The sequence below is a fragment of the Burkholderia sp. AU31624 genome (assembly GCF_020420065.1).
Lineage (GTDB): Bacteria > Pseudomonadota > Gammaproteobacteria > Burkholderiales > Burkholderiaceae > Burkholderia.
This window is the reverse complement of sequence record NZ_JAIZRT010000002.1, coordinates 224,228-238,890: the sequence shown is the minus strand read 5'-3', so window position 1 is coordinate 238,890 and position 14,663 is coordinate 224,228. Positions and strand designations below refer to the sequence as shown.

Below are 14,663 nucleotides of genomic sequence, written 5' to 3'. Positions count from 1 at the left end.
ACGGGGCGGAGAGTGAAAGGAGTGCGCTTGACAGGCAGCTTCTTCCACGGGTTAGGATGGCCGGCATGATCCTTGTCTACCGTTACCGGGTGAAATCGCTCAACGGACTGCTTAACAAGCAGAGCCGTGCGGTGAACTACGTCTGGAACTTCTGCAACGACACGCAGAAGCACGCGCTCAAGTGGAACAAGAAGTGGCCCACGGGTTTTGATCTGAACGTGCTGACCACCGGCAGCAGCAAGGAGCTCGGCGTTCACTCCGGAACGGTCAATGCAACGTGTGAGCAATACGCGAAGTCGCGCAGTCAGCACCGTCGGCCCTACCTGCGCTATCGCGGCAGGAAATCGCTTGGCTGGGTGCCGCTGAAGGGCCGTGACCTGAAGCGGGAAGGCAACGCATTTCGCTTCGCCGGCAACAGCTTTCGCGTGTTCAATAGTCGGCCGCTTCCAGAAGGCAAGATCAAGAATGGGACCAATTTTGCGCAGGATGCGCGCGGCAACTGGTTCTTGAATATCGTGATCGAGATGCCCGAAGTTCAGGCCCGCCCAATCCGTTCCGGTGTCGGCATCGATCTCGGCCTGAAAGACTTCGCCACACTTTCGACCGGCGAGAAGCTGCCCAATGACCAGTTGGGTCGACGAGCGGCGGAAAAGCTGGCGAAAGCGCAACGGGCGAGAAAGCACAAGCGGCATATCGCGAAGCTGCACGCCAAGGTCGCGAATGCCCGTGCCGATTTCCAGCACAAGCTTGCGCTCGATCTGGTGCGGCGCTTCGATTACATCGCGGTCGGCAACGTGTCGGCTGTCAAACTCGCCAGAACCAGGATGGCGAAGAGCGTCTACGACGCATCCTGGTCGTCCTTCCGAAACAAGCTCCGCTACAAAGCGATCGCGCACGGAGCCACGTTCGAGGAAGTCGACGAAAGCGGTTCTACCCAGTCCTGTTCGGCGTGCGGGTCGAAAGACAGCACGACGCGGCCGAAAGGTATCGCGGGGCTGCGAATAAGAGAGTGGGCCTGCAGTGACTGCGGTGTCGTGCATGATCGTGATATCAACGCTGCGTTGAACATTCTCCGATGCGGACGTGCATCGCCAGGTGTGGGAATCCTCCGCCTTTAGGCGGGCGGAGGAGGACGTCAATGAATCTCCTTGAATCTGACCTGGGCGCCGAGCTGGTATTTGACCAGAATCGGAAAACGTTTTCCAACTATACGCGGGCGCGCTGCCGAACGTCAATGGCCGAACCCGTCCGCAGCCATCCGCACTTTCCCGATATCGGCGCGTGGCCGCGCGCGCCCTTTTTCTGCCACAATCCGGCCTTACGGAACGAAAACGTTACCCTTCGAATGAAAAAAGTTTCCCCGACGATCCGCGACGTGGCGGCGGAAGCCGGCGTGTCGGTCGCGACGGTATCGAAGTACGTGAACGGCACGCAGCGCTTCTCGCCGACCGTCGAGGCCCGGCTCAAGGAGGCGATCGAGCGGCTCGGCTACCGTTCGAACCCGCTCGCGCGCTCGATGATCACCGGCCGCACGCGCACGATCGGCCTCGTGATCCTCGACATCAGCAACCCGCACTTCACGAACGTGGTGAAAGGCGCGAACCGCGTCGCGCTCCAGCACGACTACACGCTGCTGCTCGTCGATACCGAGGAGAGCCAGGCGCGCGAACGCTCGCTGATCGAGGCGCTCGCGCAGCGCGTCGACGGGCTGATCGTCAGCACGCGGATGCCGGATGAAGAAGCCGGCTGGATGCTCGATCTCAACAAGCCGCTCGTGCTGCTGCGCCGCAGCCCCGGCCTGCCGATTCCGAGCGTCGGCATCGACAACCGGCTGTCGACCTATATGCTCGCGCGCCACCTGCTCAATCTCGGCCACACGCGCATCGCGTATCTCGGCTTCGGCACCGCACGCGTGAACGACGAACGGATCCAGGGCGCGCGCGACTGTCTCGCGGAAGCCGGGCTCACGCTCGACGTGCACGATGCGCATGCGCCGACCGCCGAGGCCGGCGAGCGTGCGTGTTCGCGCGTGATGCTCGGGCCGCAGCGCCCGCAGGCCGTGATCTGCTACAACGACCTGATCGCGCTCGGCTTCATGAAGGAAGCCGCGTCGCTCGGTTTCCGGCTGCCGCAGGACGTGTCGGTCGCCGGCATCGACAACGTGCCGTATGGCGAATACGCGGCGCCCGCGCTGACGACCGTCGACATCCAGAGCGAGAACATGGGCGAGCTCGCGATGCAGAAGCTGATCGATGCGCTCGCGGGCCGCACCGATGCGAGCTATTCGACGTTCGAACCGCGGCTGATCATGCGCGCGTCGACGGCCGCGGCCGGCTGAGTTCCCTGTTTTCGCGCCTGCACAAGAAAACGCGCCGCCCTTGGGCGGCGCGTTCGTTTGCGGATACGCGATTACACAATCACACCATCACGCGTCGAGCTGCGCAGGCTTCATCTTCGGCGTGAGCAGGTGCATCACGCCCAACGCGATCAGGTAGGCCGACGCACCGATCGCGAACAGCACCCAGTAGTGGCCCGTGCGCTGCAGCACCTGGCCGATCACTTCCGAGAACAGCACGCCGCCGATCGAACCGGCCATCCCGCCGATGCCGACCACCGATGCCACCGCGCGGCGCGGGAACAGGTCGGACGCCGTCGTGAACAGGTTCGCCGACCAGCCCTGGTGCGCGGCGGCGGCGAGGCCGACGATCAGCACCGCGGCCCACAGGCTCTGCACCTGCGACACGAACGCGATCGGCAGCACGCAGCAGGCGCAGATCAGCATCGCCGTCTTGCGCGCGCCGTTCGCGCTCCAGCCCGCGCGCAGCAGCATCGACGACAGCCAGCCGCCGCCGATGCTGCCGACCGTCGTCAGCGCATAGATGCAGACGAGCGGCAGGCCGATGTGCTGCATGTCCATCCCGCGCGATTCGTTCAGCCACTTCGGCAGCCAGAACAGGTAGAACCACCACACCGGGTCGGTCAGGAACTTGCCGATCAGGAACGCCCACGTCTCGCGCTTGCGAATCAGTTCGCCCCAGCGCGGCGCGCCGGCATTCGCGTTCGCCGCGTCGAGCGCTTCCGCTTCGTCGCGCGGCTCGTCGTACTCCGCGGCCAGCGCGCGCGTATCGGCCTGGCGATAGAGCACGAGCCACACCGCGAGCCACACGATGCCGATCGCACCGACGATCACGAACGCCGCGCGCCAGCCGTAGGCCACCGCGATCGCCGGGATGATCGCCGGCGCGAACACCGCGCCGATGTTCGCGCCCGAGTTGAAGATGCCGGTGGCGAGCGCGCGTTCGCGGCGCGGGAACCATTCGGCCGTCGTCTTGATCGCGGCCGGGAAGTTGCCGCCCTCGCCGATCCCGAGCAGCGCGCGCACGAACGCGAAGCCCATCACCGAGCCGACCGCCGCGTGCAGCATCGCGGCGATGCTCCACACCAGCATCGCCAGCGCATACGAGATGCGCGTGCCGAGCCGGTCGACGATGCGCCCGAAGCCGAGCAGACCAAGCGCATAGAACGCGGAAAACGCCATCACGATGCGGCCGTACTGCACCTGGCTCCAGCCGATGTCGTGCTGGAGCATCGGCGCGAGCAGGCCGAGGATCTGCCGATCCATGTAGTTGATGACGGTCGCGAAAAACAGCAGCGCACAGACGGTCCAGCGGTAGCGGCTGGCGGCCGCGCGCACGGCGCCGACGACGGCAGATTGCATGAATGTCTCCGATGCGCGGCCGCGCACGTCGCGCCGCACGTTGTTCGTTGACCGGCGACCGGCGCCGGGGCGGACGGCGGCGCGCCTGTCGCGCACGGCCGATTCCGCCGATCAATCTGGAAAACGTTTTTCAAAGAATAGGACGTGCGCCCATGCCCTGTCAGTCGGGGATTTCGATGAGTCATCTCAAATTAGTCAACCGCAAAAGAGACGACTGTTTCACTACATGGCATTAATCGTTTTTCCCCGATTTTCCCGACCGGCGCGCGAGGGGACGACCGCCGAGACACATGTCCGATTCCAGCCAGAATCGGGGAGCGGGATGGTTTACAGTCGTCTCATGCGCCTCGATCCCGATACCTGCTACGACGCCCTGCTTTCGCGGAACCGCCGCTTCGACGGCTGGTTCTTCGTCGGCGTCGCGACGACGGGCGTGTATTGCCGCCCCGTCTGCCCGGTGAAACCGCCGAAAGCGCAGAACTGCAGCTACTACCCGAGCGCCGCGGCCGCCGAGAAAGCCGGCTTTCGACCCTGCATGCGATGCCGCCCCGAGCTCGCGCCCGGCCACGGGCTGCTCGACCTGTCCGGCACGCTCGCCGACGCAGCCGCCACGCTGATCGAGGACGGTTTCCTGAACGCCCATTCCGTCGATGCGCTCGCACGGCGCGTCGGCGTGACCGAACGCCACCTGCGCCGGATCTTCGGTGCGCAGTTCGGCGTGTCGCCGGTCGAGTTCGCGCAGACGCACAGGTTGCTGATGGCCAAGCGGTTGCTGACCGATACCGCGCTGCCGGTGGCCGTCGTCGCGTCCACGGCCGGGTTCGGCAGCGTGCGGCGCTTCAACGACCTGTTCCTGCAGCGTTACGGCCTCAATCCGTTGCGGCTGCGCAAAGGAGCCCGCGCATCGGCCGACGGCGACATGACGTTCCCGCTGCCGTATCGCCCGCCGTTCGCGTGGGACGACCTGATGCGCTTTCTCGCGCAGCGGCAGATCGACGGTGTCGAGCGGATCGATGCGCAGGGTTATGCGCGTGTCGTCGAATTGCCGAACCGCAACGGGAACACCACCGCCGACAACGGGCGCGTGGCCGGCTGGCTGTCCGTCGCGCACGTGCCGCAGCGCTTCGCGCTGGCCGTCACCGTGTCGCCCTCGTTGACGCCGGTCGTACCGGCCGTGCTCGCGCGCGTGCGGCGGCTGTTCGATCTCGACAGCCGCCCCGACGTGATCGACGCGCATCTCGGCGAACTCGCGAGCGGCTCGCCGGGCCTGCGTGTCCCCGGCGCGTTCGACGGTGTCGAGATCGCGATCCGTGCGATTGCAGGCGAACGGCTTGCGGCGACGCATGCGGGCGCGCCGGTGCTGGCGCGCCTCGCCGAACGTTTCGGCACATCGATCGAAGGCGCGCCGCCGGGCCTCACGCACGCGCTGCCCTCCGCCGCGACGCTGGCCGCCCTGCCGCCTTCCGCGCTTGAAACGATCGGCATCTCGCGCGAACCCGCACGGGCGATCGTGTCGCTCGCCCGCGCAGTCGACGACGGCACGCTCTCACTCGAACCGATGGCGCCGCTCGACACGACGCTTGACGCACTGCGCGCGCTGCCGGGTTTCGACGAGCACGCGGTGCAGTACGTCGCGATGCGTGCGATGGCCTGGCCGAATGCGTTCCCGGCCGACGATGCGTGGCTGCCCGCGCGCACCGAACGCGCCCGTGTGCCATCATCCGCGCCGCATGCGGCGCGCTGGGCGCCGTGGCGCGCGTATGCCGCACTGCACGTGTGGCGCCTTCATGGAGATGTGTCGCGATGACTCCCGCTCACCTGATTCCGAGCCCGCTGGGCGACATCGCCGTGCGCATCGAGGACGATGCGCTGACGGGCCTCTACTTCGTCGGCCAGAAATACTTCCCGCCGGTTGCGATCGTGACCGAAGCAGACGCGCTCGCGATGTCGCCGCTCGCGCGCAAGGTCGCGGAAGAAATCGCCGAGTACTTCACCGGCATGCGCGAGACATTCTCCGTGCCGATTCACCTGCGAGGCACCGCGTTTCAACGACGGGTATGGAAGGAACTGCTCGCGATTCCGTTCGGCGAACTCGTGACGTACGGCGACATCACCGAGCGCGTCGGGTTGCCGATGAGCGGCGCGCGCGCCGTGGGCGGTGCGGTCGGCCGGAATCCGGTGTCGATCATGGTGCCGTGCCATCGCGTGGTCGGCGCGTCGGGCAGCCTGACCGGCTATGCGGGCGGCATCGATCGCAAGCGTGCGCTGCTGTCGCTCGAAGGCGCGGGGTTCGAGCGCGGCGCCGACCATCCGGTGCAGCAGGCGCTCGCGTTCTGAGAGGGCGTGTGCCGCCGCGTCACGCGTTCAGCACGGGCCGGCGCGCTTCACGCTTCGCATACGCGCCGGGCGTCAGCTGGAATTTCGCCTGGAACAGCGCGATGAACGATGACGTCGAGTCGTAGCCCAGTTGCGCGGCCACCGCGCCGATCGGCTCGCCCGCATCGAGCAGCGGCAGCGCCGCCAGCAGCCGCACCGCCTGCCGCCATTCGGTGAACGACAGCCCCGTGTCCTGCCGGAACAGCCGCGACAGCGTGCGTCGCGTCGCGCCGACCTGATGGCCCCATTCGTCGAGATTGCGCGTATCGCCCGGATCCGCATGCAGCGCACGCGCGATTTTCAGCAGACGCGGATCGCGCGGCAGCGGCACCGTCAGCGGCGCCTGCCGCATGCGTGCGATCCGGTCGGCGATCAGGCAGACGAGCGCACCGTCCGGCCCCGTCTCGTCATAGTTCACCGGTAAGTCGGCCGTGGCGAGCACCAGCTCGCGCAGCAGCGGCGTCATGCAGAGGATCGCGCAATCGTCGTGCACGTCGTCGCGCGCGATCGCCGCATCGAGATACAGGCTGTGGAACGCGACGCAATCGCGCGTCGACACCGCATGTGGCACGTGCGGCGGAATCCACATCGCATAGTGCGGCGGCAGCAGGTGCCGGCCCGACGGCGTCGACACCTCGAGCACCCCGCTCGTCGCATACATCAGCTGCGCCCACGGATGACTGTGCGCGTCGATGCTCACGTTGCCGGGAATGCCGAACGCACGCACGTACAGCGGCCTCGGCAGGCGCGCCATCGGCGGCACCGCGTAAGGGTCACCCGATTGTCCCGCCAGCACCATAAGACGTCCTCCGAAGGTCATTGCACGAACGAGCGCGATGCTACCGTGGCGGCTCTTCCTTCACACGGCTTCCGTTCATGAGCGCTCATACCCGCACCACCCGCAAGACCGTCACCGCGATCCGTTCGACCAAGGGCATCGGCAGCCTCGTGTCGCTGACCGCGTATTCCGCGCCGATGGCGAAGCTCGTCGACGAGGTGGCCGACGTGATCATCGTCGGCGACTCCGTCGGCATGGTGCTGTACGGGATGCCCGATACGCTGCGCGTCACGCTCGACATGATGATTGCACACGGTGCGGCTGTCGTGCGCGGCGCCGCGCAGGCATGCGTCGTCGTCGACCTGCCGTTCTCGACGTACCAGGAATCGCCCGTGCAGGCGTATCGCTCCGCCGCGCGCCTGCTCGCCGAAACCGGCGCGCAAGCCGTGAAGCTCGAAGGCGGCAGCGAGATGGGCGACACGATCCGCTTCCTGACCGAGCGCGGCATTCCGGTGATGGCGCACGTCGGCCTCATGCCGCAGCAGGCCAACGCGACGGGCGGCTTCCGCGCGCAGGGGATGGACCCGCGCTCGGCCGCGCAGGTGTTCGATGCCGCGTGTTCGGCGGAACGGGCCGGCGCGTTCAGCGTCGTCATCGAAGGGACGGCCGAAGCGCTCGCGCGCCATATCACCGACACGCTGACGATCCCGACGATCGGCATCGGTGCATCGCCCGCATGCGACGGACAGGTGCTCGTGACCGAGGACATGATCGGCGCATTCGATGCGTACACGCCGCGCTTCGTGAAGCGCTATGCCGATGCGAATGCGGTGATGCGCGATGCGATTCGTCTGTACGCGCACGACGTGCGGCAGCGTGTGTTTCCGGAGCCCGCGCATTGCTTCGGGTATGGCAAGCCGTTGCAACTGGTGGGCGCGGCTGACGCGGCTGCGTGATGACGTGATGACGTCGCGCAGGCATGCGCGAACGCATCGCGAATGATGGTGCAATCACCTCACGCGCGCTTGCGCATCGCGTGCGTGACCCGAGCGTTCGCTTCGAATTTCGCGCGATGCGTCGAGAAGAACGTCCGCACGTTGCGGACGTTCGATGCGCCGGTGAACAGCCGGCGCGCGAATTCGTCGTATTCGGCGACGTCGGCCAGATCCGCCACCACCACGAAATCCGGCCCCGGCGACACGCGATAGCACTGCGTGACGGCCGGCTCCGCGCATACGTACGCTTCGAACGCGTCGTAGTCTTCGGCCGTCTGCCGGTCGAGGCTGATCTCGATCAGCGCGGTGACGGCCGTGCCGATCGCCACCGGGTCGAGCACCGCGACCTGCCGACGAATCACGCCGGCTTCCGTCAGCCGGCGCACGCGGCGCATGCAGGTGGGCGGCGACGACAGCGCCCGCTCGGCCAGTTGCAGGTTCGACACCGACGCGTCGTCCTGCAGGATCGCGAGGATGCGCAGGTCGAGATCGTCGAGGGTGATGCCGGCCATCGGAGGCTCCTTCCGGTCAGGACGTGAAATTTAATTTCAACATGATAGACGATCTATCGTTCGTTTCATTTGTTGTCGTATTTTGAAATTTAATTCCATTTGGCTCGCCCTACCATCGCTCTCACTGATCCAGACAGGACATTTACGGAGCGCGATATGTGTGGAATTGTCGGGGCGGTCGCCCAGCGGGACATCCTGCCGAACCTGGTCGACGGCCTGAAGCGGCTCGAATACCGCGGCTACGATTCGTGCGGCGTCGTGGTGTACCGCGACCGGGCGCTGGCGCGCGCCCGCAGCGTCGATCGTGTGGCCAACCTGCAGCGCGAGATCGCCGAGCATGCGCTGTCGGGTTACACCGGGATCGCGCATACGCGCTGGGCCACGCATGGCGCGCCCGTCACGCTCAACGCGCATCCGCACTTCTCGCCGAGCGACGCCAATGCGCGCATCGCGCTGTCGCATAACGGGATCATCGAGAACTGCGATCAACTGCGTGCGGAACTGCAGGCGCATGGCTACGTGTTCGCGAGCCAGACCGACAGCGAGGCCATCGCGCACCTGATCGATCATCTTTACGACGGCGACCTGTTCGATGCGGTGCGGCGTGCGGTTGCGCGACTGCGCGGCAGCTATGCGATCGCGGTGATGTGCCGCGACGAGCCGCACCGGATCGTCGGTGCGCGCGATGGCATGCCGCTCGTCGTGGGTGTCGGCGAAGGCGAGAATTTTCTGGCGTCGGATGCGATTGCGCTGTCGGGGATTACCGATCGCATCGCTTACCTGGAGAACGGTGACGTTGCCGATATCCAGCTGCACCGCTACTGGATCGTCGATGCGGCCGGCCAGCGTGTCGAGCGTGCGGTGCAGCGAGTCGCCGCGCATAGCGGGGCGGCCGATCTCGGGTCGTATCGCTACTACATGCAGAAGGAGATCTTCGAGCAGCCGCAGGCGGTGGCCGACACGTTGCTCGATGTGTCGTCGATCATGCCGGAGTTGTTTGGTGATGGTGCTTGGCGGGTTTTCAACGACGTCGATTCGGTGTTGTTGCTCGCCTGTGGCGGTAGTTATCACGCGGCCCTCACGGCGAAGTACTGGATCGAGAGCATTGCGAAGCTGCCGGCCAGCGTGGAAATCGCCAGCGAGTTTCGGTATCGCGACAGTGTGCCGAATCCGCGCACGCTCGTTGTCGCGGTGTCGCAGAGCGGCGAGACGGCCGATGTGCTCGGGGCGGTGCATGTCGCGAAGCGCAGCGGGATGATGCATACGCTCGCGATCTGCAACGTCGCCACGAGCGCGTTGATGCGGGAATGTGCGCTGCAATTCGTCACGCGTGCGGGCGTCGAAATCGGGGTGGCTTCGACGAAGGCCTTTACGACGCAACTCGTTGCTTTGTTTCTGCTGACGCTGTCGCTTGCGCAGGTGCGTGGGCGGTTGAGCGACGACGAGGAGAAGGAGCATCTGCGTGCGCTAAGACATCTGCCGGATGCGATGTCGAAAGTGCTCGCGCTCGAACCGCAAATCATGGCCTGGTCGGAGCTGCTCGCACGACGCGACAACATGCTGTTTCTCGGGCGCGGGATGCATTATCCGATCGCGCTCGAAGGCGCGCTGAAGATGAAGGAGATTTCGTATATTCATGCGGAGGCTTATCCGGCGGGGGAGCTGAAGCATGGGCCGCTGGCGCTCGTCAGTAACGAAATGCCGGTGATTGCGGTCGCGCCGAATGACATGCTGCTCGAAAAGCTCCGGTCGAACATGCACGAGGTCAGTGCGCGGAATGGGCGGCTTTTTGTGTTCGCGGATGTGGACTGTGGGTTGGTGCCGAGCGAAGGGATCGAGGTGATTCGGCTCAACGAGTACTACGGGCCGCTTTCGCCGATTCTGCATACGGTGCCGATGCAACTGCTCGCGTATCACGCCGCGCTGGCACGGGGGACGGATATCGATAAGCCGAGGAATCTGGCGAAGTCGGTGACGGTGGAGTGAGGGTGGACCTCTCCGGGGCCTAAGGTCCCTGGGTTTTCCAGTACATACCTCCGGCACATTTCAAAGCCTCGGATTTCGTCCCACAGAACTCCTCGGACACGGTAGACGAGTCGATAGCCTGACGAGCAGCTTGTCCGAGAGTGGCAGGTAGTTGAGCATTGGCCGTAGAGGTCTGTTTTTTGTACCACAAACGGCCAATCTTTATAAATCAATAGGTTACGATGATTCCCAGAGATGTTCTGGCCCGCTTGGCCGCTGAGCCCACGTCTCCGCCCGAATCTTCCCCGCCAGCTTGCGGATATCGCGCCTCAAGCGAGCCTGATCAAGATACCCGAGCGGGCATGAGCCAGTTCCGCGAGATCAACCGGCTCGCCACCGGCGAGCCAGCCGATGGACTCATGCAACCGGCATCGACAGATCCCCCGCTTCAGCATCACGCCCACATCGCTGGAAAAACGCTGCTGCAGCGTGCGCTCGCTCAACCCCGCACGCTCGAAATGTTCCGTTGCGGAGCCCCTTTACCGCCCAAAGACTCGCACAACAAACCCACTACTTCGAGAAACTCAGCTTCTTCAACAACACCGCACCACTCGCCCGACTCACGAGCGAAATGGATTCGATATCCAGGTACAACCTCGACGTCCTCGTCGTGATGTCGGTCGGCTCGTCGTTGTTCGGCTCGGCGTGCTCGATGTGTTCGGTCAGGTACGGCCGGACCAGTCGCCCGGAAAGAGCCAACACGAACCCGCCCTGCGCTTGCGCGTACGCAGCGGGTGACAGCTTCACGCTGCCGCGCACGGTGGACTTCCCGCCTTTTCCGGGATCGAGCTCGATGATGTCGATCTGCTGGATATAGCCTTTTGCCTTCGCCTCGGGTGCGATCACCAGCCCTCGCCCGCGCGGCCCGGTAATGACCTTTCTGAGCAGGATGCCTGTCCGGCCTTCGCCGTCGGGGTCGACCAGGTCGACATTCACCTTCAACAGATGCTTCTGCGACTGATATCGCAGCCCGTACGACACCGGCACCAGGAAAGTGACCTCACGATCCAGGTTGACCGCGGCCAGGTCGGCGTCCTGGCCATGCTTGTCGGCCACGCCGGGGATCAGGCCGCGGACGCGCTCGCTCAGGGACGGGGACGCGCTTTTGACGTGCAGCTTCTCCAGTGCTTCCCGAATCGCAACCGGATCGTCGCCGACGATCGGCCGCGTAAGCGACGTGTTGGCCGAAACGGCCGGCGCGACGCTCGCCGTTTCGTTGATATTGTCGGCCGCTGCACGCGCCGCGACCGGGGCCAGCATGATCGCCACGGCGACGACGCACGCGACATTCCGACGGCCCAACATGGATCTCCGGTGAAACACGACACACTCCTGATTTTCTGGCGAATCGGTCGACGATGAGATCGGCGGGATCAAACGATCGGTAACGGTCCAACCGTTCGGGTTCACCGATCGCCTGCGCGACCCATCATAGGTTCATTGTCAGTTCGGCGGCAGGCCGGTGCGCCACACTATCGTATTGCCCAGACTACAACAATCCCCGACACGCGAGCAGCGGCACGACGGGTGGGGGCAGTGACATTCAGTTGCCCGTCGCCGACCCGCCCCGCACGAAATGATGCTCCACCCTCGTGCGCAGTACACCATCGAGCGCGGCCAGTCGTTCGCGCAGCCGCACCGCTTGCCCTTCCGTCATTTCCCCGAGAACGATCTTTTGCTCGAGAACGTCACCACAGCGGGTGATGGCCCAACGGTCGACCGTGGCGGTTTCACCTTCGAGTACGGCAGCCGCAGTCGAGACGATGCCTGGGTTCCGTCTCGACACGAGATGAACCGTATGCGTCAGCGTGAAACCCGGGAGGTAGTGTGACCAGTCTTCACAGACCGTCGGACAGGAGGCAGGGGTAGCTTGACGCATGGTTGCTCCGGATGAGTGGTTATCGAACCGGTGCCAGCCATGCTGCTCCCGTTTCGTTGCCGTAAATCGGCCGCATCGCCTCAGAGGCGTCCACCTTGCCCGGGAGGGCAGGTTGGCGTCGGAGAATCCGACTCTGGATGCTTGACTTCTCACGTTCGACATTCCGAACGTGGATTCATTATACCGAAAAACAAACATCGAACAAGGGACCTCGGGAAAGCCCCCCTTCGACAAGCAGAACCTCCGATCCGTCCCTTGTACTGTGGGAGCCCGGCACGGCACGACAACCGTGCAGACTAAAACCACACGCTGAACCGCGTCCCCGTGGCCAGCACATCGACCGTCAGTTTCCACTGATGCGCCACGGCAATCTCCTTGCAGATTGCCAGCCCGAGACCGGCACCGTCATACCGTGAATCCGGCGCCCGCCAATACCGGTCGAAGAGCAGCGGGACATGCTCCCGCTGAATGCCCGGCCCCTCGTCGTCGATGTGAATCGCCGTATCGAGCACGGTCAGCACGACCACGCCAGCCGTGGGCGACGCGTTGATCGCATTCTCGAGAATGTTCTTGAGCAGGATGAAGAGCGCCCCGCCGTCGGCCCGGATGGGCGCCGCGGAGTCGCGCGCTTCGATATGGAGCTTCACCTGCTTCGCATCGGCCTTGCCGGCCAGCAAGCCAACGGCGTCGCGCGCCACTTCGACGCTGTTCACGTCGTCGAAGCTGAAGTTCTGCGCTTCGCTGACTTCCGCCAGGTGCAGCAACTGCTTGACCTGCCGAGCCATCAGGTCGATCTCGCGAAGCAGAAGCGCCTTGTGCCGGATGTCGGGCTGCAGCTCGATCTGGCCTCTGACCAGCGTGAGCGGTGTCTGCAACTCATGCGCGGCGTCGGCCAGAAATCGCTGCTGAACGGCGAAGCCGTTCTCGAGTCGCGTCAACGCATCGTTGAACGCGTCGATCAGCGGCTTGATCTCGCTCGGAATCCCGTCCGACGACAGTCGCGTCTTCAGGTTGTGCGGCTCGATTCCGCTCGCGGCACGCGATACCTCTCGCAACGGCTTCAACACGTGACTGATCGTCAGTGGAAGCGTGAGCCCAAAAATGATGGTCGCGATGAGCAGCACATAGCCGACGGTCTTCGGGATCGGCTCGATCTTCGACACGACAAGCGCGTCCATAAGCTGCCTGCTTTGCGCAACCTGCACGTAATAATCGACGCCTCCTTTCGACATGCGTCGTGTGGCGACGGCGTATACGTTGCCGTCGATCGTCGCGGGCACCACCTTGCCGGCCACCTTCGCGAGGTCTTCCGTCAGCCACGGCCGGCCCCCGTTCGAAGGCGTCGACGCCAGCAACAGCCGCCCCGTCGAATCGAGCACGCGATACTTCACCTCGCTCGACAAGAGCCGGAACATCAGCGCCGGACGGCCGTCCAGTTGCACGGATACCGGACGCCCGGCGTCGTCGAAGCTCAATCCGGTCACGACGTGACCGACGATCTCCATCTGCTGTCGCCGCCCCAGGAATGCCGGATAGCGATCGAGGGCATACACGGCGAGCGCAGACAGCAGCGCCAGGCTGATGGCGAACGCCCCGACGTTGGTCATCCACAGACGCGTCGACAGACGTCGAATCCAATGATCGAACATGGTCGCTTCCTTACCCTGAAGCTGAAGCGGCAACGAGCAAGACGCGGCGCAGCGTCATGCGTCCCGCAGCGCGAAGCCGGCACCGCGAATATTGGTCAGCCGCATCGTTGCGCCGATCGCCGCCAGCTTCTTGCGCAAGCGATGCACGGTCACCTCGAGCGCGTTCGGCGTGACCGCCTCCCCGAGCCCCCACGCGGCATGCTCGAGTATCGAATGCCGTACCGTCCGGCCCGCGGCTTCCATCAGGCAGAGCATGACCTGCAACTCGGCCGGCGCAAGCGGTATCGTCCGGTCGCCACAGCACATCGCGCGCTGTGGCGGGTCGACCGTCACGTCCGCGAACGATGCGACGAGCGTCGTCAGCAGCGCCGGGCGCCGCATCAGCGTGCGTACGCGGGCGACGAGTTCGCTCATTTCGAACGGCTTGGTCACATAGTCGTCGGCCCCGCTTTCGAGTCCGTCGATGCGGTCGTGCAACGCATCGCGTGCGGTCAGCATCAGGCAAGGCATCATGCGCCCCGCCGCGCGCAGCGTCCGCAAGAACGCCAGGCCATCGCCGTCGGGCAATCCGCGGTCGATGATCAGCAGTGCGTAGTCGGCCCGGTCGATACCGTAGGCCGCTTCACGGAGATTGCCGAAGCGGTCGGATTCGATCCCCGCTGCGGCCAACGCCTGGCTCAACATGTCGGCCAGGCGCTCATGATCCTCGACAATCGCAACTCTCGGCATCG

The 14,663-nt window shown here is 64.9% G+C and carries 14 protein-coding genes and 1 riboswitch; of the genes, 6 read left to right on the top strand and 8 right to left on the bottom strand.

Features of this window, described 5'->3' with window-relative positions; all coding sequences use genetic code 11:
• The first annotated feature begins 65 nt into the window (after positions 1-65).
• Positions 66-1,118, top strand: a complete 1,053-nt coding sequence (locus LGM89_RS06320; protein ID WP_226272613.1) for an RNA-guided endonuclease InsQ/TnpB family protein — start codon at positions 66-68, stop codon at positions 1,116-1,118.
• Positions 1,119-1,234: 116 nt separating this feature from the next.
• The gene (locus tag LGM89_RS06315; protein WP_226272612.1) at positions 1,235-2,338 is read left to right on the top strand and encodes a LacI family DNA-binding transcriptional regulator; all 1,104 of its coding nucleotides are present in this window, start codon (positions 1,235-1,237) and stop codon (positions 2,336-2,338) included.
• A gap of 87 nt (positions 2,339-2,425) precedes the next feature.
• Here LGM89_RS06315 and LGM89_RS06310 read toward each other — a convergent pair whose 3' ends face one another.
• A complete protein-coding gene (locus LGM89_RS06310) occupies positions 2,426-3,718 on the bottom strand; it encodes an MFS transporter (protein ID WP_226272611.1) in 1,293 nt (430 codons plus the stop codon).
• A gap of 322 nt (positions 3,719-4,040) precedes the next feature.
• On the opposite strand from LGM89_RS06310, the gene LGM89_RS06305 reads away from it, so the two are divergent.
• Positions 4,041-5,525: a bifunctional transcriptional activator/DNA repair enzyme AdaA gene (locus LGM89_RS06305; RefSeq protein WP_226205398.1), complete on the top strand. Its 1,485-nt coding sequence runs from the start codon at positions 4,041-4,043 to the stop codon at positions 5,523-5,525.
• Positions 5,522-6,055 (top strand): methylated-DNA--[protein]-cysteine S-methyltransferase, encoded by a 534-nt coding sequence (locus LGM89_RS06300; RefSeq protein WP_226272610.1) that lies wholly within the window; start codon positions 5,522-5,524, stop codon positions 6,053-6,055. Before LGM89_RS06305 ends, LGM89_RS06300 begins: the two co-directional genes overlap by 4 nt.
• 19 nt (positions 6,056-6,074) lie before the next feature.
• Here the strand turns inward: LGM89_RS06300 and LGM89_RS06295 are convergent, their stop codons facing one another.
• A complete protein-coding gene (locus LGM89_RS06295; protein WP_226272609.1) occupies positions 6,075-6,893 on the bottom strand; it encodes an AraC family transcriptional regulator in 819 nt (272 codons plus the stop codon).
• A 77-nt stretch (positions 6,894-6,970) separates the two neighbouring features.
• On the opposite strand from LGM89_RS06295, the gene panB reads away from it, so the two are divergent.
• Positions 6,971-7,828 carry a 3-methyl-2-oxobutanoate hydroxymethyltransferase gene (gene panB, locus LGM89_RS06290; protein ID WP_226205392.1) on the top strand — a complete coding sequence of 286 codons (858 nt, stop codon included), beginning with the start codon at positions 6,971-6,973 and terminating at the stop codon, positions 7,826-7,828.
• Between the two features lie 59 nt (positions 7,829-7,887).
• On the opposite strand, the gene LGM89_RS06285 is transcribed toward panB, so the two are convergent.
• A complete protein-coding gene (locus LGM89_RS06285; RefSeq protein ID WP_021160045.1) occupies positions 7,888-8,379 on the bottom strand; it encodes an Lrp/AsnC family transcriptional regulator in 492 nt (163 codons plus the stop codon).
• 156 nt (positions 8,380-8,535) lie between these two features.
• Here LGM89_RS06285 and glmS point away from each other — a divergent pair, with 156 nt between their 5' ends.
• Positions 8,536-10,365 carry a glutamine--fructose-6-phosphate transaminase (isomerizing) gene (gene glmS / locus LGM89_RS06280; RefSeq protein WP_174947408.1) on the top strand — a complete coding sequence of 610 codons (1,830 nt, stop codon included), beginning with the start codon at positions 8,536-8,538 and terminating at the stop codon, positions 10,363-10,365.
• Between the two features lie 308 nt (positions 10,366-10,673).
• On the opposite strand, the gene LGM89_RS06275 is transcribed toward glmS, so the two are convergent.
• The 5 genes from LGM89_RS06275 to LGM89_RS06255 form a co-directional block, all read right to left on the bottom strand.
• A complete protein-coding gene (locus tag LGM89_RS06275) occupies positions 10,674-10,847 on the bottom strand; it encodes a helix-turn-helix domain-containing protein (protein WP_226272608.1) in 174 nt (57 codons plus the stop codon).
• Between the two features lie 67 nt (positions 10,848-10,914).
• On the bottom strand, positions 10,915-11,727 hold the full coding sequence (locus tag LGM89_RS06270) for a hypothetical protein (RefSeq protein ID WP_226273005.1): 813 nt from the start codon (positions 11,725-11,727) through the stop codon (positions 10,915-10,917).
• A gap of 220 nt (positions 11,728-11,947) precedes the next feature.
• Positions 11,948-12,283 (bottom strand): hypothetical protein, encoded by a 336-nt coding sequence (locus LGM89_RS06265; RefSeq protein WP_179254923.1) that lies wholly within the window; start codon positions 12,281-12,283, stop codon positions 11,948-11,950.
• 42 nt (positions 12,284-12,325) lie between these two features.
• Positions 12,326-12,429, bottom strand: a riboswitch (SAM-I-IV-variant riboswitch).
• A 150-nt stretch (positions 12,430-12,579) separates the two neighbouring features.
• A complete protein-coding gene (locus tag LGM89_RS06260; protein WP_226273004.1) occupies positions 12,580-13,932 on the bottom strand; it encodes a sensor histidine kinase in 1,353 nt (450 codons plus the stop codon).
• Positions 13,933-13,986: 54 nt separating this feature from the next.
• Positions 13,987-14,661, bottom strand: a complete 675-nt coding sequence (locus LGM89_RS06255) for a response regulator transcription factor (RefSeq protein ID WP_089497775.1) — start codon at positions 14,659-14,661, stop codon at positions 13,987-13,989.
• Between the last annotated feature and the right edge of the window lie 2 nt (positions 14,662-14,663).

Bases quoted from the DNA above. Each gene is read 5' to 3' on its own strand.
- LGM89_RS06260 (WP_226273004.1), bottom strand. From the start codon at position 13,932: ATGTTCGATCATTGGATTCGACGTCTGTCGACGCGTCTGTGGATGACC.
- LGM89_RS06285 (WP_021160045.1), bottom strand. From the start codon at position 8,379: ATGGCCGGCATCACCCTCGACGATCTCGACCTGCGCATCCTCGCGATC.
- LGM89_RS06305 (WP_226205398.1), top strand. From the start codon at position 4,041: ATGGTTTACAGTCGTCTCATGCGCCTCGATCCCGATACCTGCTACGAC.
- LGM89_RS06295 (WP_226272609.1), bottom strand. From the start codon at position 6,893: ATGGTGCTGGCGGGACAATCGGGTGACCCTTACGCGGTGCCGCCGATG.
- panB (WP_226205392.1), top strand. From the start codon at position 6,971: ATGAGCGCTCATACCCGCACCACCCGCAAGACCGTCACCGCGATCCGT.
- LGM89_RS06255 (WP_089497775.1), bottom strand. From the start codon at position 14,661: ATGCCGAGAGTTGCGATTGTCGAGGATCATGAGCGCCTGGCCGACATG.
- glmS (WP_174947408.1), top strand. From the start codon at position 8,536: ATGTGTGGAATTGTCGGGGCGGTCGCCCAGCGGGACATCCTGCCGAAC.
- LGM89_RS06320 (WP_226272613.1), top strand. From the start codon at position 66: ATGATCCTTGTCTACCGTTACCGGGTGAAATCGCTCAACGGACTGCTT.
- LGM89_RS06310 (WP_226272611.1), bottom strand. From the start codon at position 3,718: ATGCAATCTGCCGTCGTCGGCGCCGTGCGCGCGGCCGCCAGCCGCTAC.
- LGM89_RS06300 (WP_226272610.1), top strand. From the start codon at position 5,522: ATGACTCCCGCTCACCTGATTCCGAGCCCGCTGGGCGACATCGCCGTG.
- LGM89_RS06315 (WP_226272612.1), top strand. From the start codon at position 1,235: ATGGCCGAACCCGTCCGCAGCCATCCGCACTTTCCCGATATCGGCGCG.
- LGM89_RS06265 (WP_179254923.1), bottom strand. From the start codon at position 12,283: ATGCGTCAAGCTACCCCTGCCTCCTGTCCGACGGTCTGTGAAGACTGG.